Annotated in this window: 24 protein-coding genes; 4 read left to right on the top strand and 20 right to left on the bottom strand. The window is 64.7% G+C overall.

Translation table 11 applies throughout. From position 1 onward, the window contains the following. Positions 1–142: 142 nt before the first annotated feature. Entirely contained in the window at positions 143–742 is a 600-nt protein-coding gene (locus AC56LY_RS19080; protein WP_499582275.1) for a PEP-CTERM sorting domain-containing protein, read from the top strand. On the opposite strand, the gene AC56LY_RS19085 is transcribed toward AC56LY_RS19080, so the two are convergent. After that, a complete protein-coding gene (locus AC56LY_RS19085) occupies positions 739–2,772 on the bottom strand; it encodes a primosomal protein N' (RefSeq protein ID WP_499582277.1) in 2,034 nt (677 codons plus the stop codon). The genes AC56LY_RS19080 and AC56LY_RS19085 overlap by 4 nt on opposite strands. A 550-nt stretch (positions 2,773–3,322) precedes the next feature. Then, entirely contained in the window at positions 3,323–4,405 is a 1,083-nt protein-coding gene (hemE, locus tag AC56LY_RS19090; protein ID WP_499582279.1) for a uroporphyrinogen decarboxylase, read from the bottom strand. Between the two features lie 89 nt (positions 4,406–4,494). On the opposite strand from hemE, the gene AC56LY_RS19095 reads away from it, so the two are divergent. From AC56LY_RS19095 to AC56LY_RS19105, 3 genes are all read left to right on the top strand, one after another. Next, positions 4,495–6,435: a dipeptidyl-peptidase 5 gene (locus AC56LY_RS19095; protein ID WP_499582281.1), complete on the top strand. Its 1,941-nt coding sequence runs from the start codon at positions 4,495–4,497 to the stop codon at positions 6,433–6,435. Then, on the top strand, positions 6,432–10,598 hold the full coding sequence (locus tag AC56LY_RS19100; RefSeq protein WP_499582283.1) for an SNF2-related protein: 4,167 nt from the start codon (positions 6,432–6,434) through the stop codon (positions 10,596–10,598). Before AC56LY_RS19095 ends, AC56LY_RS19100 begins: the two co-directional genes overlap by 4 nt. 149 nt (positions 10,599–10,747) lie before the next feature. Then, the gene (locus tag AC56LY_RS19105; protein ID WP_499582285.1) at positions 10,748–12,655 is read left to right on the top strand and encodes a DUF885 domain-containing protein; all 1,908 of its coding nucleotides are present in this window, start codon (positions 10,748–10,750) and stop codon (positions 12,653–12,655) included. A gap of 57 nt (positions 12,656–12,712) precedes the next feature. Here AC56LY_RS19105 and tatC read toward each other — a convergent pair whose 3' ends face one another. The 18 genes from tatC to AC56LY_RS19195 form a co-directional block, all read right to left on the bottom strand. Further along, the gene (tatC, locus tag AC56LY_RS19110) at positions 12,713–13,468 is read right to left on the bottom strand and encodes a twin-arginine translocase subunit TatC (protein WP_183555141.1); all 756 of its coding nucleotides are present in this window, start codon (positions 13,466–13,468) and stop codon (positions 12,713–12,715) included. 11 nt (positions 13,469–13,479) lie between these two features. Then, positions 13,480–14,001 carry a Sec-independent protein translocase protein TatB gene (gene tatB, locus AC56LY_RS19115; RefSeq protein ID WP_499582287.1) on the bottom strand — a complete coding sequence of 174 codons (522 nt, stop codon included), beginning with the start codon at positions 13,999–14,001 and terminating at the stop codon, positions 13,480–13,482. A 12-nt stretch (positions 14,002–14,013) separates the two neighbouring features. After that, a complete protein-coding gene (tatA, locus tag AC56LY_RS19120) occupies positions 14,014–14,256 on the bottom strand; it encodes a Sec-independent protein translocase subunit TatA (RefSeq protein ID WP_183555135.1) in 243 nt (80 codons plus the stop codon). Between the two features lie 135 nt (positions 14,257–14,391). Then, positions 14,392–14,766 carry a histidine triad nucleotide-binding protein gene (locus AC56LY_RS19125; RefSeq protein WP_499582289.1) on the bottom strand — a complete coding sequence of 125 codons (375 nt, stop codon included), beginning with the start codon at positions 14,764–14,766 and terminating at the stop codon, positions 14,392–14,394. A gap of 151 nt (positions 14,767–14,917) precedes the next feature. Then, positions 14,918–15,259: a phosphoribosyl-ATP diphosphatase gene (locus AC56LY_RS19130; RefSeq protein WP_258836813.1), complete on the bottom strand. Its 342-nt coding sequence runs from the start codon at positions 15,257–15,259 to the stop codon at positions 14,918–14,920. Then, positions 15,256–15,666: a phosphoribosyl-AMP cyclohydrolase gene (gene hisI, locus AC56LY_RS19135; protein WP_183555129.1), complete on the bottom strand. Its 411-nt coding sequence runs from the start codon at positions 15,664–15,666 to the stop codon at positions 15,256–15,258. The genes AC56LY_RS19130 and hisI overlap by 4 nt, the downstream gene beginning before the upstream one ends. Positions 15,667–15,670: 4 nt before the next feature. Then, a complete protein-coding gene (hisF, locus tag AC56LY_RS19140) occupies positions 15,671–16,432 on the bottom strand; it encodes an imidazole glycerol phosphate synthase subunit HisF (protein WP_183555127.1) in 762 nt (253 codons plus the stop codon). 4 nt (positions 16,433–16,436) lie between these two features. Further along, complete coding sequence (hisA, locus tag AC56LY_RS19145) at positions 16,437–17,213, bottom strand: 1-(5-phosphoribosyl)-5-[(5-phosphoribosylamino)methylideneamino]imidazole-4-carboxamide isomerase (protein ID WP_258836814.1); 777 nt, start codon at positions 17,211–17,213, stop codon at positions 16,437–16,439. Between the two features lie 43 nt (positions 17,214–17,256). Next, complete coding sequence (gene hisH, locus AC56LY_RS19150) at positions 17,257–17,898, bottom strand: imidazole glycerol phosphate synthase subunit HisH (protein ID WP_183555123.1); 642 nt, start codon at positions 17,896–17,898, stop codon at positions 17,257–17,259. Positions 17,899–17,911: 13 nt separating this feature from the next. Beyond that, positions 17,912–18,502 carry an imidazoleglycerol-phosphate dehydratase HisB gene (gene hisB / locus AC56LY_RS19155; protein ID WP_183555121.1) on the bottom strand — a complete coding sequence of 197 codons (591 nt, stop codon included), beginning with the start codon at positions 18,500–18,502 and terminating at the stop codon, positions 17,912–17,914. Between the two features lie 40 nt (positions 18,503–18,542). Next, a complete protein-coding gene (gene hisC, locus AC56LY_RS19160; protein WP_499582291.1) occupies positions 18,543–19,643 on the bottom strand; it encodes a histidinol-phosphate transaminase in 1,101 nt (366 codons plus the stop codon). After that, a complete protein-coding gene (locus tag AC56LY_RS19165; RefSeq protein WP_499582293.1) occupies positions 19,640–20,470 on the bottom strand; it encodes a DNA-methyltransferase in 831 nt (276 codons plus the stop codon). Before AC56LY_RS19165 ends, hisC begins: the two co-directional genes overlap by 4 nt. After that, the gene (gene hisD, locus AC56LY_RS19170) at positions 20,467–21,804 is read right to left on the bottom strand and encodes a histidinol dehydrogenase (RefSeq protein ID WP_499582295.1); all 1,338 of its coding nucleotides are present in this window, start codon (positions 21,802–21,804) and stop codon (positions 20,467–20,469) included. Before hisD ends, AC56LY_RS19165 begins: the two co-directional genes overlap by 4 nt. A gap of 7 nt (positions 21,805–21,811) precedes the next feature. Further along, on the bottom strand, positions 21,812–22,486 hold the full coding sequence (gene hisG, locus AC56LY_RS19175) for an ATP phosphoribosyltransferase (protein WP_183555113.1): 675 nt from the start codon (positions 22,484–22,486) through the stop codon (positions 21,812–21,814). A gap of 15 nt (positions 22,487–22,501) precedes the next feature. After that, positions 22,502–23,752: a UDP-N-acetylglucosamine 1-carboxyvinyltransferase gene (gene murA / locus AC56LY_RS19180; protein WP_499582297.1), complete on the bottom strand. Its 1,251-nt coding sequence runs from the start codon at positions 23,750–23,752 to the stop codon at positions 22,502–22,504. A 2-nt stretch (positions 23,753–23,754) separates the two neighbouring features. Continuing rightward, positions 23,755–23,991 carry a BolA family protein gene (locus AC56LY_RS19185; protein ID WP_499582299.1) on the bottom strand — a complete coding sequence of 79 codons (237 nt, stop codon included), beginning with the start codon at positions 23,989–23,991 and terminating at the stop codon, positions 23,755–23,757. A 17-nt stretch (positions 23,992–24,008) separates the two neighbouring features. Next, complete coding sequence (locus tag AC56LY_RS19190) at positions 24,009–24,776, bottom strand: ABC transporter permease (RefSeq protein WP_499582301.1); 768 nt, start codon at positions 24,774–24,776, stop codon at positions 24,009–24,011. Next, positions 24,773–25,690 (bottom strand): ABC transporter ATP-binding protein, encoded by a 918-nt coding sequence (locus AC56LY_RS19195; RefSeq protein WP_499582303.1) that lies wholly within the window; start codon positions 25,688–25,690, stop codon positions 24,773–24,775. Before AC56LY_RS19195 ends, AC56LY_RS19190 begins: the two co-directional genes overlap by 4 nt. Between the last annotated feature and the right edge of the window lie 30 nt (positions 25,691–25,720).

Here is a 25,720-nt window from a genome sequence, read left to right on the forward strand (position 1 = left end):
GATGTCGACCACTTTTACAGATTCCGAACGCCAATTTATATTGCTTTAATTTTTCCCAACGGAATCAACAAGATGGATGAGTTCTTCACTGCGGCACGGTATTTGCATACACCTCGGGCTCAACCCCAACCCAGGAGATGTCATGTCACTCGCTTCGCTGAACAAATTGCTTGTTAGCCTGTCGCTGTTCGCTTGCTCATCCGTGTTTGCCGCACCGCTGGTCGTCAACGTGGCGGGCATTACCAGTTTTGGGGAATACGGCGACGCCAGCAACACAGTGCTGAGCTATAACGTCGGCGCCAATTCGATCATCACCAGCGTCTCCTTTTCGGCCAACCTGACCGCCTTCTCGCCGAGCTGGTTGTCCGAACTGACCCTCTCGTTCGAAAACGCCGACCAGACCGATGGCGTGTTCTTCAACCCCGGTTTCAATGATGACAGCCCGGGCACCGCCACGTATAACGGTTTCGCCGACCTGGTCGACCTGGACCTGAGTTTCGCTGTCGGCGCCGACGGCATCCTGCGCCTGGAATTCTTTGAAGGGTTCGATGATTTCGATGGCCCGGACGGCATCTGGAACTTCGGCACCATCACGTTTGGCGTGGAAACAGTCGGCGGTGAAGTGCCACCGGGTGAAGTGCCTGAACCGGCCACCGGCCTGCTGCTGGGCGCCGGCCTGGGCATGATGGGCTATGCCAGCCGTCGGCGCCAGGCAGCGCGCAAGGCTGCCAGCGCAGCTTAAATATCGAGCGGGTCGACTTCGAGCGACCACTTCACACGGGCCTTCATGGCCCGCAACGCTTCCATCCACTCGCGCAGGAACGCCTGCAAGGCCGGGCGCGAGCTGGACTCCACCAGCAACTGGGCGCGGTCCATATTGTGCACGCGCGTCATCGTCATCGGGATCGGGTCGTTGATCAGGATGCCGTCATGCGCCAGGCAGTCGCGCGCGGTCTCCAGAAATGCAATCGCAATCGGCAGCTCGCGCGCTTCGGCCCGCAGCAAGGCCTGGTACATGTACGGCGGCAGCCCCGCTTCACGCCGTTCGTCGAGCAACTGGCCGGCAAAGCGCTCGTAATCGTGGCGCATCACCGCGCCGTACAGCGGATGCTGCACGTAGCGCGTCTGCACCAGCACCTCGGACGGCGCGCCGGCACGCCCTGCCCGCCCCGCCACCTGCATCAACTGCGCGAACAGGCGCTCGCTGGCGCGGTAGTCCTGCGAGAACAGCGCCGTATCCGGGTTCAGGATGCCCACCAGCGTGAGCTTCTTGAAGTCGTGGCCCTTGGCGACCATCTGGGTGCCGATCAGGATATCCACCTCGCCCCGGTGCACGCTGTCGAACGCCGCCTGCGCGCTGCCCTTCAGGCGCGTGGAGTCGGCATCGATGCGCAGGATGCGCGCCTCGGGGAACATCGCCCGCAAGCCCTCTTCGACGCGCTGCGTGCCCCGGCCCAGCGGCTGGATGTCGACGTTGCCGCAGGTAGGGCACGAGCGCGGGATGCGCAGCTCCAGGCTGCAGTGGTGGCAGCGCAGCCGGTTCTCGGGCTTGTGCAGCACCATGAAGGCGGTGCAGCGCGTGCAGTCGCTGATCCAGCCGCACGCGTCGCACGAAATCACGGGGGCGTAGCCGCGCCGGTTCAGGAACAGCAGTGACTGCTCACCGCGCTCCAGGCGCAGGCGCAGCGCGGCGACCATCTCGGCGGTCAGGCCGTCGCGCCCGCGATCGCGCTCCATGTCGATCAGGCGCACGCGCGGCAGCACGGCATCCTGCACGGCGCGCTCGCGCAGGTCGAGCCTTGTATAGCGCCCCGAGCGGGCGTGGTGCCACGATTCGAGCGACGGCGTGGCCGAGCCCAGCACGATCGGAATGCCCAGCTGGTGCGCGCGCCAGACGGCCAGGTCGCGCGCCGAATAGCGCAGGCCTTCCTGCTGCTTGTACGACGGGTCGTGCTCTTCATCGATCACGATCAGCTGCAAGTGAGGCAGCGACGCCAGCAGCGACAGCCGCGTGCCGAGCACGATGCGCGCCTGCCCCAGGTGCGCCGCCAGCCAGTGCAGCATGCGCTCGCCCTCGGACAGGCTGCTGTGCAGCGTGGCGAGCATCATGCCCGGGAAGCGCGCCCGGATATTGCCTTCGAGCTGCGGCGTGAGGTTGATCTCGGGGACCATGATCAGGATCTGCGCCTGCGGGTCGCGCGCCAGCACCTGGGCGCAGGCTTGCAGATAGACCTCGGTCTTGCCGCTGCCGGTGACGCCCCATAACAGGAACGGTTTGAAACCGGTGGCACCGCCGATGGCGTCGGCCGCCTCTTGCTGGGCCGTGTTCAGCACCGGCATGCCCACTGCAGTGGCGTCCTGCCCGGCATCGAGCTTGGCCAGCTTTTTCAGCGCGCGCCCCAGCGCGACTGTTTTGGGCACCCGCAGATTCTTTGGCAAGCCGGGCAACGCCACTTCACCGAGCGGGCGCTGGTAGTACTCGGCGGCAAACCGCGCCAGCGCGAGCCAGCGCCCGGACAGCGGCGCCAATTCACTGCGCACGGCCAGGGCATCCTTGAGTTTCTCGGGCGGCACGTCGCTGGTGGACTTGACCGCGACGATCAGGGCCATCACTTCGCGCCGTGCAAATGACACGAGCGCCAGCTGGCCAGGCAGCGGTTCATCACCCGGTTGGCAGGGCCAGCGGTAGTCGAAACTGCTGTTAAGCGGCGTATCGATCACGACTTCGAGGAAGCAGTACGGTTCGGCCGGTGCGTGCGTGCTGGTTGACAATCTGGGCCCTGTGCAAATCTGTGGAGAACTTTGTGAATAGTGGGGGACTTGACCCCATCAAAGGTTTACGTTAGATCAAGTCAAAGACGAAAATTCTTCAATTCAAGATAATTTTAGTCTTCATAATCAACGACTTGCAAAATCACTCGAAAACCTGTTAACAACCTCGACCACATTTCGCGCCTTGTGCATAACTCTGCAATTTTCCGTGGAAAACTCGCTGCGATGCGTCATAAAGTTAAGGCAACACATGAAGTTTCACGCTAAGTCTCGGTAAACCAAGCACTTTTCCCCATCCTTGCAAGGCCTGTTGATAACTTTGTGAACAAGGCGCCAAATCAGACTGAATTCCACTGGACAACGTTCATCGACAAGACAGCCAGATCGCATAAGCCAGGAAGAAAACACTTATGAATCATTGACTTGCGCGTAAACACGAAAAATCGAGATGTCCACAGGAACGTTTATCGGATTTACGGAAGTTGTGAACAAGTGAGGAAGTCGGCTTGCAATCGCGCTCTTGCGAGTGCGCAGCAAGCCGGGGACAAGATTACGCGGCGCGCTGCTTGCGGCTGAAGCTGTGCACCGCTTCGACCATTGCGGTGACCGATTCCGGCGGGGTAAATTGCGAGATGCCATGGCCCAGGTTGAACACGTGGCCATGGCCATCCGACGGTGTGCCGTAGGCAGTCAGCGAGCGCTCGACTTCGGCTGCAATCTGGTCCGGCGCGGCAAACAGGATTGCCGGATCGAGGTTGCCCTGCAGCGCCACGCGGTCGCCGACCAGCGCGCGCGCCGTGCCCAGATTGACGGTCCAGTCCAGGCCCAGCGCGTCGGCGCCGATGTCGGCCATCTGGTCAAGCCAGATGCCGCCACCCTTGGTGAACACGACGGCCGGGATGCGCACGCCATCCTTTTCGCGCTGCAGGCCGGCCAGGATCTGCTGCATGTATTGCAGCGAGAAGGTCTGGTAGGCGCCGTCGGCCAGCGCCCCGCCCCACGAATCGAAGATCATCACGGCCTGCGCGCCGGCGTCGATCTGCGCGTTCAGGTAGGCGGTGACGGCCTTGGCATTGATGTCGAGGATGCGGTGCATCAGGTCCGGCCGGCTGTACAGCATCTTCTTGACGGTGTGGAACTCGCGCGAACCGGCGCCTTCGACCATGTAGCAGGCCAGCGTCCATGGGCTGCCCGAGAAACCGATCAGCGGCACGCGGCCATTGATGGCGCCGCGGATCTGCGTGACGGCCTTGAACACGTAGTCGAGCGAGGCCATGTCGGGCACTTCCAGCGCATGGACCTGCTCTTCGGTGCGCAGCGGACGCTCGAACTTCGGGCCCTCGCCGTCGGCGAAATACAGGCCCAGGCCCATCGCGTCCGGCACGGTCAGGATGTCCGAGAACAGGATCGACGCGTCCAGCGCGAAGCGGTCGAGCGGCTGGAGCGTGACTTCGGTGGCGTAATCGGGATTTTTTGCCAGGCCCAGGAACGAACCGGCGCGCGCGCGGGTGGCGCGGTATTCCGGCAGATAGCGGCCCGCCTGGCGCATCAGCCATACCGGGGTGTAGTCGGTCGGCTGGCGCAGCAGCGCACGCAGGAAGGTGTCGTTCTGGAGCGGGGCAAATTGTGGCATGGGAGGCATCGGTTTTATAGGCAGACGCCTATTATCGCATTCTTGGGGGCGCACTATAATGCTCGTCCACCCTTCGAAAAAGCCCCTCTATGACCGTTGCCACCAGCAAACAAGCCACGCCATGCGGCGCCTGGACTTCCCCGATCACTGCTGCCGTCGTTGCTGCCGGCGCCGTGCCACTGGCGCAGCCGATGCCCGACGGCGCCGCCATCGGCTGGCTCGAGGGGCGCACCAGCGAAGGCGGACGCATGACGCTGATGGTGCACGACGCCGACGGCACGCGCGAACTGACGCCGGCGCCGTTCAATGTGCGCAGCCGCGTGCATGAATACGGCGGCGGCGCGTACCTGCTGAGCGGTGGCGGCGCCTGGTTCTCGCACCATGCGGACAATCGCCTGTACCGGGTCGAGAACGATGGCCAGCCGGTCGCCGTCACGGCCGCCGACACCGGCCACCGCTTTGCCGACTTCGTGCTCGACGCCGGGCGACGTCGCCTGGTGGCGGTGCGCGAAGACCATTCGCTGGGCGCGACCTACCCGGTCAACACGCTGTGCGCGGTGGGCTTTGATGGTACCGAGACCGTGCTGGTCGAGGGCAGCGACTTCTACGCCGCGCCGCGCCTGTCGCCCGATGGCCGCCAGCTGGCCTGGCTGTGCTGGGAGCTGCCGCACATGCCGTGGGAAGGCACGGCACTGTGGCTGGGCGACGTGGCCGCCGACGGCACCATCGTCAACCGGCGCCTGATCGCCGGCGGGGCAGACGAAGCGATCTGCCAGCCCGAATGGTCACCGGGCGGCGTGCTGCACTTCGTGTCCGATCGCAGCGGATGGTGGAATCTGTACCGTTACGCCGCTGACGCTGTCGACGCCCTGTGCGAGCGCGCGGCCGAATTCGGCGTCCCGCAGTGGAACTTCGGCGGTTCACAGTACGCCTTCCGTTCCGAAGAACAGATCGTGTGCGCGTATATCGAGATGGGCGTGAGCCACCTGGGCATCGTCTCCACCCACGACGGCAGCCTGACGCCGCTGGAAACGCCCTATGAAGACATCCGCGACGTGAAGGTCAGCGGCGACATCGTGACGCTGCTGGGCGGCGCGCCGACCATCGCGCCCGAACTGGCGCGCATCGACCTGGCCGGCGCGCCGCTCGAAGTGCTGGCGCACTCGATCCCGCAACTGCCGGCCACGTCGTACCTGGCCGTGCCGCTGGCGATCAGCTATCCAAGCGCGAACGGCCGCACCGCGTACGCCTTCTACTATGCGCCGGCCAACCCCGACCACGCGCCGCTGCCGGACGAACTGCCACCGCTGATCGTGATCGGCCACGGCGGCCCGACCAGCATGGCGACCAGCACGCTCAAGCTCTCCACCCAATACTGGACCAGCCGCGGTTTCGCGGTGCTGGACGTGAACTATGGCGGCAGCACGGGCTTCGGACGCGAGTACCGCAACCTGCTCCAGCACCAGTGGGGCGTGGTCGATGTCGAGGATTGCGTGGCCGGTGCACGCCACCTGGCGGCCATCGGGGTGGTCGACCCGGAACGCCTGCTGATTCGCGGCAGCAGCGCCGGCGGCCTGACGGTGTTGTCGGCGCTGGCCTTCCACGACGTGTTCAAGGCCGGCGCCAGCTACTACGGCGTGTCCGACCTGGCCGGGCTGGATGCAGATTCGCACAAGTTCGAGTCGCGCTACAACGCCTACCTGACCGCGCCGCCCGAGCGCGCCCAGGCCGTGTACCGCGAACGCTCGCCGATCCACCACAGCGACAAATTGCGCAGCCCGATGATCTTCTTCCAGGGTCTGGACGACAAGGTCGTGCCGCCGCAGCAGTCCGAAAGCATGGTCGACGCCCTGCGCGCGCAAAAGCTGCCGGTCGCCTACCTGACGCTCGAAGGCGAAGGCCATGGCTTCCGCAAGGCCGACAGCGTGGTGCGCACGCTCGAAGCGGAGCTGTATTTCTACCTGCGCGTGTTCGGTATTGCGGTGCCGGCCGACCTGCCCGCGATCGAGATCGAGAATCTCGCCGCATGAAGGGTGGCCCACTGCTTGAAGACGTACGGGCGCAGCTGGCTGCCTGCAGCGCCGAAGAACACGCGATCCTGACGCTGCTGGCGATCGCCGGCGAGCCGATGGGCCGCCAGCGCATCCTCGAGCACATGCGGGCGCTCAATGCCCCTTTGCCGGCCGCGCAGTGGGCCGATGAACTGGCGCGCCTGAAGGCCGAAGGGCTGCTGGTCGACGCCAACGAACGCGGTCTGGCACTGGCCCCGGCGGCCAGCTGGCCCGTGCTCGACTTCGCCCTCGACAGCGGTTTGTTCGACGTCGTCGCGGGCGCGTATGGCGCGGTATCGACCGTGCGCCGTGACTGGCAGGGCCACCTGATGCTGCGCAGTTACCGCCAGGGCCTGGCCCTGCTGCGCATCGCGCTGCTGACGCGGCAAGACATCGACGTCGTCACGCCGCTGCTCGACGCCTGCCTGGCCTGCCATGAGGCGAGCTACCTGCATCCGCTGGTCGACGTCTGCGCGCGTCCTTTCACGCCGGCGCTGATCGAGCGCATCCACCCGCGCCTGCGCGAGACCGTCCTGCACGTCCTGGTCGTGCATGTGCGCAGCGAGCCGGCGCTGGCCCCGGCGGTGCGCGCCTGCGCCGAGGGCTACATCATGCATAGCAGCCCGGAAAGCCTGCTGCGCCGCGCGCTGGGCGAGCACTACATCCTGTGCGGGCGCCTGGACGATGCGCTGGCGCTGGTGGCCGAGATGACCGATTCGCCGGGCCTGTTCCTGCGCAGCGTCGTGCAGCTGCTGCGCGACGACGTGGACGGCGGCCTGGCAGGCGTCGAGGCGGCCCTGAAGCAGTTGCGGCGCGAGACCGGCAAGCGCAAGGCCACCTTCAGCGGCCACTGCGCGCACATTGCGGTGGCCGCCCTGCTGCGCAGTACCGAACCGGCGCACCGCAAACTGGCCGATGCCTGGCTCGAGATCGAAACCCGCGCCGTGCAGCGGCCCGACAACGCAGTCTGGTTCCAGCTCGGCATGCTGCACGAAATCCGGCGCGGCACCGTCGACGCCAGCCTGTTCGCCACCCGCAGCTGGGAACTGTCGCTGGAGCCGACCGTGTTTCGCGCGCTGATCCACTACTGGCTGGCGCTGCCCGCCTTGAACAGCCAGCGGGCGCGGCTGGAAGACATGCTCGCCCAATCCGAACTGGCCGGGTTCGACCTGTGGTCGGCCCAACTGGCCGGCGTGCTGGCGCAGATGGGCCAGGCGGGTTATCTGATGCACGAGGCGCGCGCGAGCGAGCTGCGCCAGCGCCACCGCTTGCCCGACATGGCGCTCTGGTTCACGCGCGAAGAGCCGTGGGAGCGCCAGCTCAATGCGCTGATCAACCTGCAGCCCGCCCTCACGGTGGAGCAAGTCAAGGAATCGCGCCTGGTCTGGCTGATCCGCCACGACCCGCACCTGGGCGTGCAGGAGATCGAGCCGCGCGAGCAAAAGCGCGATGCGCAAGGCGCGTGGAGCCGCGGGCGCGCGCTGGGCCTGAAACGCCTGGCCGAAGAAGGCGCGCAGCTCGAGTTCCTCACGGCGCAGGACCTGCAGGCGATCAATGCGATTGCCGGGCGCCGTTACTACGCCGGCAGCGGCATCCGTTTCGAGCTCGAAGTACACAAGGCGCTCGCTGCCCTGGTCGGCCATCCGCTGCTGTTCTGGATGGCCTCCCCCGGCACGCGCGTCGAGCTGCTGCCGGGCGAGCCGGAACTGCTGGTGAAAAAACAGGGCGACAAGGTGTCCATTGCGCTGCACCCGCCGATCGACAACGAGGACGGCGACGTGGTCATCACGCTCGAGACGCCCACGCGCCTGCGCCTGGTGCGCATCAACGACGAACACCGCCGCATCGCCGCCATCGTCGGCGCCGGGCTGGAGGTGCCGCTGTCGGCCGAGCGGCGCGTGCTGCGCGCCATCGGCGCGGTGGCATCCAGCGTCACCGTGCAGTCGGACATCGGCGCGAGCAGCGCCGATATCGAGACCGTGCCGGCCGACGCGCGCATGCACATTCACCTGCGTCCCTACCAGCAGGGCCTGCGCATGCAGTTGCTGGTGCGCCCGCTGCCCGGCGGCGCCTACTACGGCCCGGGCGAAGGTGCGGCCAGCGTGATTGCCGATGTCGACGGCATCCGCACCGAAGCGCAGCGCGACATGAACGCCGAGCGCGAGGCCGAACGTCAGCTGGTCGGCGCCTGCCTCGTGCTGGAACAGGGCGAGCAGGAACACGGCGAATGGCTGCTCGGCCAACCGATGCTGGCACTCGAACTGGTCGAAGAACTCAGGACACTGGACCCGGCCTCGATCGTCGTCGCCTGGCCCGAGGGCGAATCGTTCCGCGTCACCAAAAAAGCGACCTCGAAATCGGTGCGGGTGCAGATCCGGCGCGAGCGTGACTGGTTCGCCGCCAGTGGCGACATCGTCATCGACGAAGGCCGCGTGATGAGCCTGCGCACGTTGCTGGAAAAGCTGCGCGAGAGCGGCAGCCGGTTTGTCGCGCTGGGCGAGAACGATTACCTGGCCCTGTCCGACGAACTGCACCGGCGCCTGATGGAGCTGGGCGCGTATGGCGAACTGCATGGCGACGGTATCCGCACCCACGCGCTGGCCAGCTTTGCGCTGGGTGAACTGGCGGGCGAAGCCGGCAGCGTCGACGGGGACAAGGCCTGGCAAGCGCACCTGACGCGCATGGCTGACAGCGCCGCCTTCACGCCCACGCTGCCGTCGACGCTGCAGGCCGAGTTGCGCGACTATCAGCTCGAGGGTTTTGACTGGCTGGCGCGTCTGGCCCACTGGGGCGTGGGCGCTTGCCTGGCCGACGATATGGGTCTGGGTAAAACGCTGCAGGCGCTGGCGCTGCTGCTCACGCGCGCCAAGGATGGCCCGGCGCTGGTGGTCGCACCGACGACCGTGTGCCTGAACTGGATCGACGAAGCGGCGCGCTTTGCGCCGACGCTGAACCTGAAATTGTTCGGGCCGGGTGAGCGCGCGGCGACGGTGGACGACGCCGGGCCGTTCGACGTCGTCATCGTCAGCTACGGCCTGCTGCAGCAAGAGGCCGCGCGCTTCAAGGGCCGCCGCTGGCACAGCATCGTGCTGGACGAGGCGCAGGCGATCAAGAACATGCACACCAAGCGCTCGCAGGCCGTGATGGCACTGCAGGGCGACTTCCGGATGGCGGCCACCGGCACGCCGCTCGAAAACCACCTGGGCGAATTGTGGAACCTGTTCCGCTTCATCAATCCGGGTTTATTGGGCAGCGCCGAGCAGTTCCAGCTGCGCTTTGCCGGCCCGATCGAGAAAGCCCAGTCCGAGAAGGTGAAGGACCGGCGCGCCGAAGTGGCCGCCCGCGCGCGCCTGCGGCGCCTGACCGCGCCGTTCATCCTGCGCCGCACCAAGGCACAGGTGCTGGCCGAACTGCCGCCGCGCACCGAGATCGTCATCCCGGTCGAACTGAGCGCCGAAGAAAGCGCGCTGTACGAATCGCTGCGGCGCCAGGCGCTTGACAAGCTGGCCGCGCTCGAGGCGCCCGAAGGCCAGAAGTCGATCGAGATTCTGGCCGAGATGATGCGGCTGCGCCGCGCCTGCTGCAATCCCGAGCTGGTCGCGCCTGGCGCCGGCATCATCAGCAGCAAGCTGGCCGCGTTCGCGCGGCTCACGGCGGACCTGATCGAGAACCGCCACAAGGTGCTGGTGTTCAGCCAGTTCGTCGGCCACCTGAGCCTGATCCGCCAGTATCTCGACGCCCAAGGCGTGCGCTACCAGTACCTCGACGGGTCCACGCCGATGCAGGAACGCAAAAAGCGGGTCGACGCATTCCAGGCCGGCGACGGCGACATGTTCCTGATCAGCCTGAAGGCGGGCGGCGTGGGCATCAACCTGACGGCGGCCGACTACGTGATCCACATGGACCCGTGGTGGAACCCGGCGGTGGAAGACCAGGCCTCGGACCGCGCGCACCGGATGGGGCAGCAGCGGCCCGTGACGATCTACCGGCTGGTCGCGCGCGGCACGATCGAAGAAGGCATCGTCGACCTGCACCGCCACAAGCGCGACCTGGCCGACAGCCTGCTGGAAGGCACCGAGATGGCCGCGCGCATGTCGCCAGCGGATATGCTCGACATGCTGCGCACCGGACTGGGCAGATAGCGCTGCCTTAATAGAACAGTAATATTGCACTTTGTCCCGTTCGTGTCGGAATGTTTCATCCGTCCGCAAACGGCGGGTTTGGTGCTAACCTGCACGCGATTCGCGCCGTTGCGGATCACGAATTCACACTTGTTACAGGGCCGAATACGATGATAAAAACGAAAATCGCGCTGGCAGCCTTGCTGGCCTGCTTCGCACTGGCGCCGGCCAGCGCCGCCACCAAGCCAGCCAAGAGCAAGGCGAAATCGACGAAGGTCGTCAAGAAGTCGACCAAGGCCAAGAAGGCCGTCGTCGGCGCCGCCGCCATTGGCGCGACCACCGCTGCCGCCAGCACGAGTGCAAGCGCCAGCACCAGCGACAGCGCCGCGCCGGCTCGGACCAGCGAAGGCCGCCTGGATCGCCGCATGTCCACGCTGAGCATGCAGTACCTGACCGCGCTGTGGCGCGTCGACCCGGAAGGCGGAATCTACGTCGGCAAGTTCGACCAGGCCGCGAACCTGACGCTGCCCGACCCTGCCACCCGCGCCAAGCAGCTGGCCTTTGCCAACGAATGGCTGGAAAAGTTCGGCAAGCTCGATCCGAAACAGCTCTCGCCGCGCTACCGCACCGACCTGGTGCTGCTGCTCAACAAGCTGGAAAAAGACCGCTGGGCCTTAAGCACCTGGCGCGAGTTCGAGTGGAACCCGTCGGCCTACAACATCGCCGCGCCGCTCGACCTGATCCTCAATACCGATTACGCGGCCAAGCCGCAGCGCCTGCGCACGATCCTCAAGCGCCTGACCGACGTGCCGGCCTATTACGCGGCCGCGCAGGCGTCGATCAAGACGCCGACGCGCGAGCACACCCAGCTGGCGATCAGCCAGGCGCCGGGCACGCTGGCGGTGCTGGCCGACCTGGGCAAGGCGGCCCAGGAATCGATCCTGACCACGCAGGAAAAGACCATCTTCGCGCAGCGCATCGCCAACGCCGGCACTGCAGTATTGGGCTACGTCGACTTTTTGAGCGACATGGAAAAGCGCCAGGCCGCCAATGGCCAGGCGCGGCCGTTCCGCATCGGCAAGGCGCTGTACGAGCAGAAGTTTGCGCTCGACATCCAGTCGTCCAGCAGCGCCGAGCAGACCTACCGCAAGGCCCTGGCCACGCGCGAAGAGCTGCTCACGCACATGGACAAGATCTCGGACGAACTCTGGCCGCGCTACATGGCCGGCGTGACCAAGCCAGCCGAGCGCTTCCAGAAGATCGGCATGATGATCGACAAGCTGTCCGCACGCCACGTCAAGCGCCAGGACTTCTTCACCGAGATCCGGCGCCAGATCCCGCTGCTGCAGGACTGGGTCATCAAGCATGACCTGCTGACGCTCGACCCGAGTAAACCCCTCGAAGTGCGCGAGACGCCGATGTACCAGCGCGGCGTGGCCGGCGCCAGCATCGATGCGCCGGGTCCGTACCGCTCGAAGGACAAGACGTACTACAACGTCACGCCGATGGACAGCCTGACGGATGCCCAGGCCGAGAGCAGCCTGCGCGAGTACAACGAGTGGATCCTGCAAATCCTGAACATCCACGAAGCGATTCCAGGCCACTATGCGCAGCTGGTGCACGCGAACCGCTCGCCGTCGCTGATCAAGTCACTGTTCGGCAATGGCGCGATGGTCGAAGGCTGGGCGGTCTACGGCGAGCGCATGATGCTCGAATCGGGTTATGGCGACAACGCACCCGAGATGTGGCTGATGTACTCGAAGTGGAACCTGCGCAGCGTGACCAACACGATCCTCGACTACAGCGTGCACGTGAACGGCATGAACCAGGCGCAGGCGATCGACCTGCTGACGCGCCAGGCCTTCCAGACGCGCCAGGAAGCCGATGAGAAATGGCGCCGCGCCACGCTGACGTCGGTCCAGCTGACCAGCTACTACAGCGGCTACGAGCAGATCATGGAACTGCGCGAACGTCGCAAGGCGCAACTGGGGGAGCGCTTCAATCTGAAGGCGTTCCACGATCAGTTCCTGAGCTACGGCAATGCGCCGGTCAAGATGATTTCGGAGTTGATGCAGTAATTGGGAGAAGGGGGCGGCGCCTCAAGGGGCCGCCCCCATATTGGAACGAGGCGTTTGTTACGCCGTTTCTTCGGGTGCGCGCGTGGCGCGGGCGAACATCGGTGCGACCATCAGGCCCAGCTCGTAGAGCAGGCACATTGGAATGGCCAGCGCCAGCTGGCTGACCACATCCGGCGGTGTGACGATCGCCGAGATGACGAACGCGCCAACGATGACATACGAGCGCACTTCGCGCAGCTTCTCGATCGGCACGATGCCCATGCGCACCAGGATCACGACGACCACCGGCACTTCGAACGAGGCGCCAAACGCCAGGCACATCGACATCACGAAATCGAGGTAGTTTTCAATATCCGGTGTGACGGCAATCGACGTCGGCGCAAACGCGCTGATGAAGTGGAACACGCGCCCGAACACGAAGAAGTAACAGAACGCCACGCCGCCGATGAACAGCAGCGACGATGAAATCACGAGCGGCATCACCAGGCGTTTTTCGTGGGCGTACAGACCCGGCGCGATGAAGGCCCACGCCTGATAGAACACCCAGGGCAGCGCCAGGATGAAGGACAACAGCAGCGTGACCTTCATCGGTACCAGGAACGGCGAAATCACGCCGGTGGCAATCATGGTCGAGCCTGGCGGCAGCGACGCAATCATTGGCGCGGCGATCAGGTCATAGATGTGCGACGGGCCAGGCCACGCCATCAGCGCGGCGCACACGATCGCAATGCCGATCGAGGCCTTGACCAGGCGGTCACGCAGCTCGACGAGGTGCGAGATGAAGGTATCTTCGCCGGCGGCTTGTTCAGTCATCAGCTAGGCGATCAGAAAAAAGAGGAAGTGGAATTCGTGCCGGCACCGGGACGGTACTTGCGCACGCGGGCCGCGCCCGACATCACATGGCGCTTGGTGCCATGGCGGTTCTTGTACCAGGCCGGCACGCTGGAGGTGCGCACCAGCTTCTTGCGGCGGAAGTCCTTGGCCTTGCGGTCGATGTCGGCCACGGTGGGCGTGATCACGTGGGCAGCTGCATCCGAGCCGCGCTCGTCCCACAGTGCCTCGACTTCATCGACGTGGCTGGTGACGGACGAGCCGAATTCGCTCGTTGCCGATTCGACGTCGTTCTTGAACGACTGCGCACGGTCCTGCACTTCCTTGTGCAGGTTGCGCAGTTCGTCGAGTTCGATTTCACGGCTGACCTCGGACTTGATGTCATGCAGGTAACGCTGGGCACGCCCATAGAGCGTGCCAGCCATGCGCGCCACCTTGGGCAGCTTTTGCGGCCCGATCACGATCAGCGCGACAACGCCGATGATCGCGATTTTTGACAGTCCAAGATCGATCATGAGGACGCCGGATTACAGGCGGGTCTTGTCGCGGGCTTCCACGTCGATGGTCGACTTGTCGGCCACCTGCTGCGTTGCCTGGACACGGGCGGCTTCTGCTTCGGCAGCGCGCTCTTCGTCACCCTTGACGCCATCCTTGAAGCCCTTGACGGCCTTGCCCAGATCGGAACCCATATTGCTGATCTTCTTGGTGCCGAAAATCAGCATCACGACCACCAGCACGATGACCCAGTGCCAAATACTCAATCCACCCATGTTGTTCTCCTGATGGCGCCTGGCGCCTGAAAAATTAGTGAAGCGCAAACTGCATAGACATCGAGTATATGCGATGCGGGAGCCCGTTGCTCCCAATCGAACTTAACCCGAACTTAACCCAAACTTAGACGCTGCCTAAAGCCCCAGCCCGCGCCATGGACGCGGACCGCCGTACATGTGCAGATGCAGGTGATACACCTCTTGCCCGCCATCCGGACCGGCGTTGATCAGCGTCTTGAAACCGCCAACAGGCTTGCCAGCGGCGTCCATCTTGACCGCAATACCATTTTGCTCGGCAAGTTTTGGCGCCAGCGCCAGCATCTTGCCCAACAACGCCGCATGCTCGTCGGTGCAATCGGACAACGTGGCCACGTGCACCTTCGGAATCACCAGCAAATGCACGGGCGCTGCCGGATTGATGTCCTTGAACGCCAGCACGTCGTCGTCTTCATAAACGATGGCAGCCGGAATCTGCTTGGCAACGATCTTGCAAAAAATGCAGTTATCCATTCGGTCTCCAGATGATTACATTGCATGACACGCAAGCGAGCACGGGCATCCTACCAAGGCTCCATGACATCGCCATGACGACGAGGGACTGATTATGACACCGGTTCGGCGGGTTGGCACGCCAGCCCTGCACGCGGGCCGGCGTGCAGGCTCAGGCGTCGGTGCGCGCGGCTTTCTCGTCCAGCCCGGACACACCTTCGCGCCGCGCCAGCTCGTCGAGCACCTGCTGCGGCGTGAGGTCGAACTTGGCCAGCAGCACCAGCGAGTGGAACCACAGGTCGGCGCATTCATACAGCACCTTGGCAGCATCGCCATCGACGCGGGCATCCTTGGCGGCCATCACCAGTTCGGTGGCTTCCTCGCCGATTTTCTTGAGGATGGCGTCGTCGCCCTTGGCGAACAGCTTGGCAACATAGGATGCAGCCGGGTCGCCGCCATTGGCGGGTTTGCGCGATTCGATCACGGCCGCGACGCGGGCCAGGGTAACGCTCATGGGGTCTTCTTGTCTTTTGAGTAAATCGTGTCGGGGTCCTGCAGCACCGGCTCGACGCTGTGCCAGTCGCCGTTGTCGTACTTCTGGAAGAAGCACGAGTGGCGCCCGGTATGGCAGGCAATCCCGCCGACCTGCTCGATCTTGAGCAGGACGACGTCTTCGTCGCAGTCCAGGCGGATCTCGCTCACCTTCTGGATGTGGCCGGACTCTTCGCCCTTGTGCCACAGCTTCTTGCGCGAGCGGCTCCAGTACACCGCTTCGCCCGATTCGACGGTGCGGGTGAGCGCTTCACGGTTCATCCAGGCGAACATCAATACATCGCCGCTGGTCGCCTCTTGCGCGATGACGGGCACCAGGCCCTGTTCATCCCAGCGCACCTTGTTGAGCCATTTGGCATTCGTTGTCATTGCGTTACTCCAGGCGCATCGGGATACCGCGGTCATGCATGAAGCGCTTGGCTTCTCCGACCGTGTGCTGCCCATAGTGGAAAATGCTGGCCGCCAGCACCGCGTCGGCGTGGCCCTGCAGAATGCCGTTGGCCAGGTCTTCCAGGCCGCCGACGCCGCCCGAGGCGATCACCGGGATGCCTACGGCATCGGATACGGCGCGGGTCAGGCCCAGGTCGAAGCCCGATTTGGTGCCGTCGCGGTCCATCGACGTGAGCAGTAACTCACCGGCGCCGAGGCTTTCCATCTTGCGCGCCCATTCGACGGCGTCCAGCCCCGTCGCATTGCGCCCGCCGTGGGTAAAGACTTCCCAGCGGCCGGGGGCGATCTGCTTGGCGTCGATCGCCACCACGATGCACTGCGAACCGTGCTTGTGGGCGCAGTCGAACACCAGTTGCGGGTTGGTGACGGCCGACGTGTTCATGCTGACCTTGTCGGCGCCGGCGTTGAGCAGCCGGCGCACGTCTTCCACCTTGCGCACGCCGCCACCGACGGTGAGCGGAATGAACACGGTCGAGGCGACGGCTTCGATGATCGGCAGGATCAGGTCGCGGCCATCGCTCGAGGCGGTGATGTCGAGGAAAGTGATTTCGTCGGCGCCTTGCGCGTCATAGCGGCGCGCGATTTCGACCGGGTCGCCGGCGTCGCGCAACTCGTTGAAATTGACGCCCTTGACGACCCGGCCGCCGGTGACGTCCAGGCAGGGGATGATGCGTTTTGCGAGCATGGAATCAGGCGCCAGCGCCTTCGGTCAGTTCATCGGCGCGGTCCTGGGCCGAGGCCAGGTCGAGCGTGCCTTCGTAGATCGAACGGCCGCAGATCACGCCCTCGATGCCTTCGTCCTGCACTGCGCACAGCGCTTCGACGTCGGCCAGCACGTGCACGCCGCCCGAGGCGATCACGGGGATCTTCACCGCGCGCGCCAGCTTGACGGTCGCGTCGATGTTCACGCCGCCCATCATGCCGTCGCGGCCGATATCGGTGTAGACGATCGATTCGACGCCGTAGCCTTCGAATTTCTTGGCCAGGTCGATCACTTCGTGGCCCGACATCTTGCTCCAGCCGTCGGTGGCGACCTTGCCGTCGCGCGCGTCCAGGCCAACGATGATGTGGCCAGGGAAGGCGCCGCAGGCGTCGTGCAGGAAGCCCGGGTTCTTCACGGCGGCGGTGCCGACGATGATGTAGCTGATGCCGTCATCCAGGTAGCGCTCGATGGTGTCGAGGTCGCGGATGCCGCCGCCCAGCTGGACCGGGATCTCGTCGATGCCATTGTCTTCAGCGTATTCCTGCACGATCTGCAGGATCGACTTGATGGCCGACTCGTTCTTCGGTTTGCCCGCGAATGCGCCGTTCAGGTCGACCAGGTGCAGGCGCCGCGCGCCCTGCTTGAGCCAATGCAGCGCCATTTCGGCGGGATCTTCGGAAAACACGGTGGCGAGTTCCATATCGCCTTGTTGGAGGCGAACGCAGTGACCGTCTTTCAGGTCGATGGCGGGGATCAGCAGCATGGTCGTTGTCGGTAGAGTTAACGGGTTGAAAACAAAGGGTGAATCAAGGATTCCAATGGATGAAATTACGGTACAGGCGCAAGCCCGCTGCCGCACTTTTCTCCGGGTGGAACTGGGTGGCGACGATATTATCGCGGCCGACAGCGCAGCAGAAGGGGCCGCCGTAATCGGCTTCGCCGATCACATCATGCGCGTTTTCGGGCGCTGCGTAATAACTGTGCACGAAATAGAAGTAGCTGTTGTCGTCGACGCCGTCCCACAACGGGTGGGCGCGCGACTGACGCACGCGGTTCCAGCCCATTTGCGGGACCTTGAAGCGCGAGCCGTCGTTCTGCAGTTTGCCGTCGAGTTGAAAGCGCACGACCTTGCCCGGCAACAGGCCCAGGCCCGGCGTGCCGCCGTTTTCTTCGCTGGCATCGAACAGCATCTGCTCGCCCACGCATACGCCCATGATCGGGCGCGTTTTTGCGGCGCGCAGCAATGCGTCCTCCAGGCCCGATTCGCGCAGGCTGCTCATGCAGTCGCGCATCGCGCCCTGCCCCGGCAGCACGATGCGGTCGGCCGCATCGAGGTCGGCGGCCGAGCTGGAAACGAGCACGTCGGCTTCAGGCGCGGCGGCGCGCAGCGCCTGGACCACCGAGCGCAGGTTGCCCAGTCCGTCGACCACAACAATTTTATTGGCCATGTCGCGTCTCGCCTTACAGGCTGCCCTTGGTCGACGGGATGATGCCGGCGGCGCGCTCATCGAGCTCGCTGGCCATGCGCAGCGCGCGGCCAAACGCCTTGAACACGGTTTCGCACTGGTGGTGCGCGTTCACGCCGCGCAGGTTGTCGATGTGCAGCGTCACGCCGGCGTGGTTGACGAAACCGCGGAAGAATTCGCCGGTCAGGTCGACGTCGAACGTGCCGATCATGGCGCGCGTGAACGGGATGTGCATTTCCAGACCCGGGCGGCCCGAGAAGTCGATTACGACGCGCGACAGGGCTTCGTCCAGCGGCACGTAGGCGTGGCCATAGCGGCGGATGCCCTTGCGGTCGCCAATGGCCTTGGCCACGGCCATGCCGAGCGTGATGCCGGTGTCTTCGACCGTGTGGTGCGCGTCGATGTGCAGGTCGCCCACGGCCTCGACTTCGAGGTCGAACATGCCGTGACGCGCGATCTGGTCGAGCATATGGTCGAGGAACGGCACGCCCGTGTTGAGCTTCTGGCGGCCGGTGCCGTCCAGGTTGATCGAGACGCGGATCTGCGTTTCGTTGGTATTGCGGGTAATGTCGGCGGTACGGGTCATTGCTCGGGCGCTTTTCAAGGTACGTAACTACGGGACGCTACTACAGGGAAGCCTTCAGGGCGGTCAGGAACTGGTCGTTTTCTTGCGGCGTGCTGACCGTGACGCGGATGCAGTTGGCCAGCAATGTGTGCATTTTACTCAAATTTTTGATCAGGACCTTCTCGCCGTGGAGAAGCTTGCAGGCGCGCTCGGCATCGGGCACGCGCAGCGCGATGAAATTGGCAGCCGACGGGAACACTTCCACACCCGGCAGGCCAGCCAGTTCCGCGGCCAGGCGGGTACGCTCGACATTGAGCAGCTCGGCCTGGCGGTCCAGCACATCCAGATGCTCGAGGGCGAATTCGGCCGCCACCTGGGTCAGGATATTCACGTTGTAGGGCGGGCGCACCTTCTCGAATTCGGCCAGCAGCGGCGCGGCCGCTGCCATGTACCCGAGGCGGATGCCGGCCAGGCCGAGTTTGGACAGCGTGCGCATCACGATCAGGTTCGGATGCTGCGGCAGGCGGTCCATGAAGCTGACCTTGGCGAACGGCTGGTAGGCTTCGTCGACGACGACCACGCCATGCTCGCCCAGCGCCGTGATGATCGCTTCCATGTCGGCCGCGTCGTACAGGTTGCCGGTCGGGTTGTTCGGGTAGGCGAGGAAGACCAGCGACGGCTTGTGCTCGTCGATGGCCGCCAGCATGGCCGGCAGGTCCAGCGAAAAGTCGGGCTTGATCGGCACGCCGACAAAATCGGCGCCGGCAAACTGCGCCGAGCGCGAAAACATCACGAACGCCGGCACCGGCGCCATGACCACGGCGCGCTTCGAACCGTCGCGTTCCTGGCGCGCGATCGTGGTCGCCAGGATCGTGATCAGCTCATCCGAGCCATTGCCGAGCAGGACGTCGTAGCCGGCCGGGATGCCCAGCTTGGCGCAGATGGCGTCCTTCAGCGTGCGGTACGACGGCACCGGATAGCGGTTCAGCGCCGCATCGGCCAGGCGCGCGCCGAGTTGCGTGCGCAGCGCGTCCGGCAGCTGGTACGGGTTTTCCATCGCGTCGAGCTTGACGTAGCCAACCGAGTCCGGCACGTGGTATCCGCCCACGGCGCGCACGTCGGCGCGGATGGTGTTCTCGATCAGTTTGGCGATGTCGGTCATGAAGTTTCTTCCGTGGAGAGTGTGGCCATGGCGGCCTTGGCCGCCTTGCGTTTTTTTGCCCCGGTCAGCGGCACCTCCGGCGCCGCCAGGCGCTCGTGGATGATGGCGCAATACGCGGGATTGAGTTCGAAGCCGGTGAACTGGCGCCCCAGGCGCTTGGCGGCGATGGCCGTCGTGCCGCTGCCCATGAACGGGTCGAGCACGATGCCGCCCGGCGGGCACGAGGCCTTGACCATGCGCTCGATGATCTCGAGGGGCTTTTGCGTCGGGTGGTCGGCGCGCTCCGGATGCTCGCGGTGCAGGCGCGACACGCTCCAGACGTCCTTCGGGTTGTAGCCCACTTCGAGCCACTTGGCGCCGATGAAGATCGAGCGCGAGCGGGCCTTCTTGGTCGCGGCGTCATACGGAATGCGCACGGCGTCCAGGTCGAAGTAATAATCCTTGCGGTTGGCGAAAAAGCCGATCGTGTCGTGCACCGACGAGAAGCTGCGCACGCTGCCGCCCATCGACGGCACGCGGCGGTCCCAGATGATCTCGTTCATCATCGTCATGCGTTTTTTCAGCATCACGAAGATCTCGGGCGTGAAGCGCCACGTGAGAAAAATGTACAGGCTGCCGTTGGGCTTGAGCTTCGGCACCGCCGCGTCGATCCACTGCTCGGTCCAGGCCAGGTAGGCCTCGACGCTTTGCTGGTCCGAGGCGTTACCGTAGTCCTTGCCCAGGTTGTACGGCGGGTCAGTCAGGATCAGGTCGATGGACCCGTCCGGGATGCGCGCCAATCCTGACAGCGCATCCTCGCAGAATACCTGGTTGACCCAGTCGCTCATGATGCCTGGGGTGGGACTGGGTCCAGTCGTAGTTCCGCGCTGCGCGCGTGCGCCTGCAGGCCTTCGCCATACGCCAGCGTGGCCGCGACCTTGCCCAGCGTTTGCGCACCCGCTTCGCTGACCTGGATGATCGACGAGCGTTTCTGGAAATCGTACACGCCCAGCGGCGAAGAGAAGCGCGCCGTGCGCGACGTCGGCAGCACGTGGTTCGGGCCGCAGCAATAGTCGCCCAGCGATTCGGACGAGTAACGGCCCAGGAACATCGCGCCGGCGTGGCGGATTTTATCGGCCCACTGTTGTGGATCTTCAGCCGAGATCTCGAGGTGTTCGGCCGCGATGCTGCTGGCGATCTCGCATGCTTCATCCATGCTGCGCACCTTGATCAAGGCGCCGCGGTCGCCCAGCGACGTGGTGATGGTGGCTGCGCGCGGCATCGTTGGCAGCAGCTTCTGGATGCTCGCTTCGACCTTGGCGATGTAGTCGGCGTCGGGGCACAGCAGGATTGCCTGCGCCAGTTCGTCGTGCTCGGCCTGCGAAAACAGGTCCATCGCGATCCAGTCGGGATCGGTCGTGCCGTCGCACAGCACGAGGATTTCGGACGGACCCGCGATCATGTCGATACCCACCGTGCCGAACACGCGGCGCTTGGCGGCGGCGACATACGCGTTGCCGGGGCCGACGATCTTGTCGACGGCTTGAATGGTCTCGGTGCCATACGCGAGCGCGCCGACGGCCTGCGCGCCGCCAATGGTGATCACGCGCGTGACGCCCGCAATTGCCGCCGCAGCCAGCACCATCTGGTTCTTCACGCCGTCCGGCGTCGGCACGACCATGATGATTTCCTTGACGCCAGCCACGTGGGCGGGAATCGCGTTCATCAGGACCGACGACGGATACGCTGCCTTGCCACCCGGGACATAGATGCCGACCCGGTCCAGGGGCGTCACGCGCTGGCCCAGCACGGTGCCGTCAGGCTCGGTGAAGGTGAAGCCGGTGGACGATTCTTTCTGACGCTCGTGGTACACGCGCACACGGTCGGCCGCCACCTGCAGCGCGGCGCGCTGGTCGTCGGGCAGTGCAGCCAGTGCGGCTTCGAGCTCGGCCTGACCAATGTCGAACTGCGCCATGCTCGTGGCGCCGCCGTTCGGGATGCGGTCGAATTTGTTCGTGTAGTCGAGCACGGCGGCGTCGCCCCGCGCTTTTACATCGCGCAGGATGCCGGCCACGGCCAGTTCGATGGCGTCGTCGGTTTCGGCTTCAAACGCGAGCAGCGCGCTTAGCGTGGTGGTGAAGTCGGGTGCGGTCGAATCGAGCTTGCGGATCTGTACTGCCATTTTGGGTCTAGCCTTTTGCTTTGGATGCGCGTTCAAACGCGTCCAGGATCGGTTGCAGGCGCTCGCGCTTGAGCTTGAGCGCAGCCTGGTTGACCACCAGGCGCGAGGAGATGTCCATGATCTTTTCGACTTCGACCAGGTTGTTGGCGCGCAGCGTGCCGCCGGTCGAGACCACGTCGACGATGGCGTCGGACAGGCCCACCAGCGGCGCCAGCTCCATCGAGCCATACAGCTTGATCAGGTCGACGTGCACGCCCTTGCGGGCAAAGTGCTCGCGCGCCGTGTTGACGAACTTGGTCGCCACGCGCAGGCGCGCGCCCTGGCGCACGGCGCTTTCGTAGTCGAAGCCCGCGTTGACCGCGACCGACATGCGGCATTCGGCGATGCGCAGGTCGATCGGCTGGTACAGCCCCTCGCCGCCATGCTCGAGCAGCACGTCCTTGCCGGCCACGCCGAAATCGGCAGCGCCGTACTGGACGTAGGTCGGCACGTCCGAGGCGCGCACGATCAGCACGCGCACGCCCGGGTCATTGGTCGGCAGGATCAGCTTGCGCGAAGTCTCTGGGTTTTCCAGCACCTCGATCCCGGCGGCCGACAACAGCGGCAGGGTGTCCTCGAAGATGCGGCCCTTGGACAGCGCCAGGATCAGCTGGGTCTCGTCCGTATTGCTGGTAAAAGTCATGGTGATTCGATGTGATTACTTGATGCGGACGATGTCGGCGCCCACCGCCGACAGCTTCACTTCCATGCGGTCGTAGCCGCGATCGAGGTGGTAGATGCGGTCGATCAGCGTCGTGCCTTCGGCCGCCATGCCGGCAATGACGAGCGAAGCCGAGGCGCGCAGGTCGGTTGCCATGACCGGTGCGCCGATCAGGCGCGTGACGCCGTCGATGAACGCGGTATTGCCGTCGGTCGTGATCTGCGCGCCGAGACGGTTCATCTCTTGCACGTGCATGAAGCGGTTCTCGAAGATCGTTTCGGTCACGCGCGAGGCGCCGCCGGCGATGGTGTTCACAGCCATGAACTGCGCCTGCATGTCGGTCGGGAAGCCCGGATACTCGGTCGTGCGGAACGACACCGGCTGCGGGCGGCCATCCATCTTCGCGCGGATGGTGTCCGCGCCAACAGTCAGCTGCAGGCCGATTTCGCGCAGTTTATCGAGCGCCACGTCAAAGATGTCGGTGCGGGTATTGGTCAGCTGGATGTCGCCGCCGGTGGCCGCGACGGCGCACAGGAAGGTCGCCGCTTCGATGCGGTCCGAGATCACCGCGTGGCTGGCGCCATGCAGTTCCGGCACGCCCTGGATCACCAGGCGGTCAGTGCCGATGCCCTCGATCTTCGCGCCCATGGCCACCAGCAGATTGGCCAGGTCGGTCACTTCCGGCTCGCGCGCGGCGTTTTCGAGCACCGTCTCGCCGTCGGCCAGCGTTGCGGCCATGAGCAGGTTCTCGGTGCCGGTCACGGTGATCATGTCGGTGCGGATGCGCGCGCCCTTGAGCTTCGTGGCCCTGGCGTGGATGTAGCCGCCTTCGATCGTGATCTCGGCGCCCATCGCGCGCAGGCCCTGGATGTGCTGGTCGACCGGGCGCGAACCGATGGCGCAGCCACCCGGCAGCGAGACCTTGGCTTCGCCGAAGCGCGCCAGCAGGGGGCCCAGCACCAGGATCGAGGCGCGCATGGTTTTCACCAGTTCGTACGGCGCGACCAGGTTGTCGATCGCGCTGCCGTTCATGGTGACGTGTTCGTCGTCCAGATCGATTTTCAGGCCGGTGGTTTCCAGCAGCTTGAGCATCGTGCGCACGTCATGCAGGCGTGGCACGTTGGACAGGTGCAGGTCACCCGCGGTGAGCAGGCCCGCGCACAGGATGGGCAGCGCCGCATTCTTGGCGCCGGAAATCGCGATGTCACCTTGCAGGCGTTTGCCGCCGACGATCTGGAGCTTGTCCATGATTAGCCTTTGAATTCTTCAGGGGTCAGGGTTTTCATCGACAGCGCGTGGATTTCCTCGCGCATGCGGTCGCCCAGCGCGGCGTACACGATCTGGTGGCGCTGGATCGAGCGCTTGCCGAAGAACGCCGGCGAGACGATCACCGCCTCGAAGTGCTGGCCGTCGCCATTGACGGTCAGGTGGGTGCATTCAAGGCCGGCGCTGAGATAGCCGTGTATCAGTTCGGGTGTGGTGGCCACGATAACTCCAAAAATTTTTAGTGGCGCAGCTTGTAGCCGCGCTTGAGCAGGTTGATCGCCATGGCCGTCAGCACCGCGAAGAACACGGACACGATGGCCAGGCTGGTCCACGGCGACACGTCGGACTGGCCGAAGAACCCGTAACGGAACCCGTCAATCATATAAAAGAACGGGTTGAAATGCGAGACGGCCAGCCAGAATGGCGGCAGTTTTTGTACCGAATAGAACACCCCGGCCAGGAACGTGGCCGGCATGATCAAAAAGTTCTGGAACGCGGCCAGCTGGTCGAATTTTTCGGCCCAGATGCCGGCGATGACGCCCATCGTGCCGAGAATGGCTGCGCCCAGGATCGCGAACACGACGATCCACACGGGCGCGACGAACGTCAGGTGCGCGAACCACGCGGTAATCGCGAACACGCCGGCGCCGACGGCGATCCCGCGCAGCACCGCCGCGCCGACATACGCCGCCAGGATCTCGGCGTGCGACAGCGGCGCGAGCAGGATGAACACGAGGTTGCCACTGATCTTGGACTGGATCAGCGACGACGACGAATTGGCGAAGGCATTTTGCAGCACGCTCATCATCACGAGGCCAGGAATCAGGAACGACGTGTAGGCCACGCCCTGGAGCATCTCGACCCGGCCATCGAGCACATGGCCGAAGATGACGAGGTACAGCATGGCGGTGACGACCGGCGCGGCGACGGTTTGCGTGGCCACCTTCCAGAAGCGCAGCGACTCTTTGTAGAACAGGGTACGGAACCCGATGGAGAACAGATTCATTGTTTGCCCTCTTCCATGATCTGGATGAAGATGTCTTCCAGGTCGGCCTGCTGCAGTTGCATCTCGTCGATGATGGCGCCGGCTTCGCGCAGGCGCGCCAGGATCGGTTCGACGTCGGCGTAGTCGTTCACGCGCAGCGTGTATTTGTTGTTGCCGTTATTGGGTTCGTCATGCGACACGAGCGGACGCAGTTCAGCCGGCAGCGTGCCGGACTTCAGATGCACGACCAGCTGCGAACCCGAGACGCGGCGCAGCAGGGTGCTCATCGTGTCGAGCGCCACCACATTGCCCTGCTTGAGCATCGCCACGCGCTGGCACATGGCCTGCGCTTCTTCGAGGTAGTGGGTGGTGAGCACCACCGTGTGGCCGCCTTCGCGGTTCAGGCGCGCGATGAACTTCCACAGCGTCTGGCGCAGTTCGACATCGACGCCGGCGGTCGGTTCATCCAGCACGATGACCGGCGGACGGTGCACGAGCGCCTGCGCCACCAGGACGCGCCGCTTCATGCCGCCCGACAGCGCGCGCATGTTGACGTCGGCCTTGTCGGTCAGGTCGAGGTTGTGCATCACTTCGTCGATCCAGCCATCGTTGTTGCGGATGTCGAAGTAGCCCGACTGCAGGCGCAGCGTTTCGCGCACCGTGAAGAACGGATCGAACACCAGCTCCTGCGGCACGACGCCCAGGCGCTTGCGCGCTTCGCGAAAATCGGTCACGACATCGTGGCCATGGATTTTCACGCTGCCGGCGTCGGGCCGGATCAGGCCCGCAATGGTGGAAATGAGGGTGGTCTTGCCGGCGCCATTCGGGCCCAGCAGGCCAAAGAACTCGCCCTCTTCGATGGAAAGGGACACGCCCTTGAGCGCCTTGAAGCCTTTGTAGCTCTTCTCGACACGGTCAATCTGGATTGCAGTCATGCGTAATGGGAGGCGCGACGCGCGATAGTC

This window comes from Telluria sp. ZT3P25, assembly GCF_059685895.1.

Bases quoted from the DNA above. Each gene is read 5' to 3' on its own strand.
- AC56LY_RS19080 (WP_499582275.1), top strand. From the start codon at position 143: ATGTCACTCGCTTCGCTGAACAAATTGCTTGTTAGCCTGTCGCTGTTC.
- hemE (WP_499582279.1), bottom strand. From the start codon at position 4,405: ATGCCACAATTTGCCCCGCTCCAGAACGACACCTTCCTGCGTGCGCTG.
- AC56LY_RS19095 (WP_499582281.1), top strand. From the start codon at position 4,495: ATGACCGTTGCCACCAGCAAACAAGCCACGCCATGCGGCGCCTGGACT.
- AC56LY_RS19100 (WP_499582283.1), top strand. From the start codon at position 6,432: ATGAAGGGTGGCCCACTGCTTGAAGACGTACGGGCGCAGCTGGCTGCC.
- AC56LY_RS19105 (WP_499582285.1), top strand. From the start codon at position 10,748: ATGATAAAAACGAAAATCGCGCTGGCAGCCTTGCTGGCCTGCTTCGCA.
- tatC (WP_183555141.1), bottom strand. From the start codon at position 13,468: ATGACTGAACAAGCCGCCGGCGAAGATACCTTCATCTCGCACCTCGTC.
- tatB (WP_499582287.1), bottom strand. From the start codon at position 14,001: ATGATCGATCTTGGACTGTCAAAAATCGCGATCATCGGCGTTGTCGCG.
- tatA (WP_183555135.1), bottom strand. From the start codon at position 14,256: ATGGGTGGATTGAGTATTTGGCACTGGGTCATCGTGCTGGTGGTCGTG.
- AC56LY_RS19125 (WP_499582289.1), bottom strand. From the start codon at position 14,766: ATGGATAACTGCATTTTTTGCAAGATCGTTGCCAAGCAGATTCCGGCT.
- AC56LY_RS19130 (WP_258836813.1), bottom strand. From the start codon at position 15,259: ATGAGCGTTACCCTGGCCCGCGTCGCGGCCGTGATCGAATCGCGCAAA.
- hisI (WP_183555129.1), bottom strand. From the start codon at position 15,666: ATGACAACGAATGCCAAATGGCTCAACAAGGTGCGCTGGGATGAACAG.
- hisF (WP_183555127.1), bottom strand. From the start codon at position 16,432: ATGCTCGCAAAACGCATCATCCCCTGCCTGGACGTCACCGGCGGCCGG.
- hisA (WP_258836814.1), bottom strand. From the start codon at position 17,213: ATGCTGCTGATCCCCGCCATCGACCTGAAAGACGGTCACTGCGTTCGC.
- hisH (WP_183555123.1), bottom strand. From the start codon at position 17,898: ATGGCCAATAAAATTGTTGTGGTCGACGGACTGGGCAACCTGCGCTCG.
- hisB (WP_183555121.1), bottom strand. From the start codon at position 18,502: ATGACCCGTACCGCCGACATTACCCGCAATACCAACGAAACGCAGATC.
- hisC (WP_499582291.1), bottom strand. From the start codon at position 19,643: ATGACCGACATCGCCAAACTGATCGAGAACACCATCCGCGCCGACGTG.
- AC56LY_RS19165 (WP_499582293.1), bottom strand. From the start codon at position 20,470: ATGAGCGACTGGGTCAACCAGGTATTCTGCGAGGATGCGCTGTCAGGA.
- hisD (WP_499582295.1), bottom strand. From the start codon at position 21,804: ATGGCAGTACAGATCCGCAAGCTCGATTCGACCGCACCCGACTTCACC.
- hisG (WP_183555113.1), bottom strand. From the start codon at position 22,486: ATGACTTTTACCAGCAATACGGACGAGACCCAGCTGATCCTGGCGCTG.
- murA (WP_499582297.1), bottom strand. From the start codon at position 23,752: ATGGACAAGCTCCAGATCGTCGGCGGCAAACGCCTGCAAGGTGACATC.
- AC56LY_RS19190 (WP_499582301.1), bottom strand. From the start codon at position 24,776: ATGAATCTGTTCTCCATCGGGTTCCGTACCCTGTTCTACAAAGAGTCG.
- AC56LY_RS19195 (WP_499582303.1), bottom strand. From the start codon at position 25,690: ATGACTGCAATCCAGATTGACCGTGTCGAGAAGAGCTACAAAGGCTTC.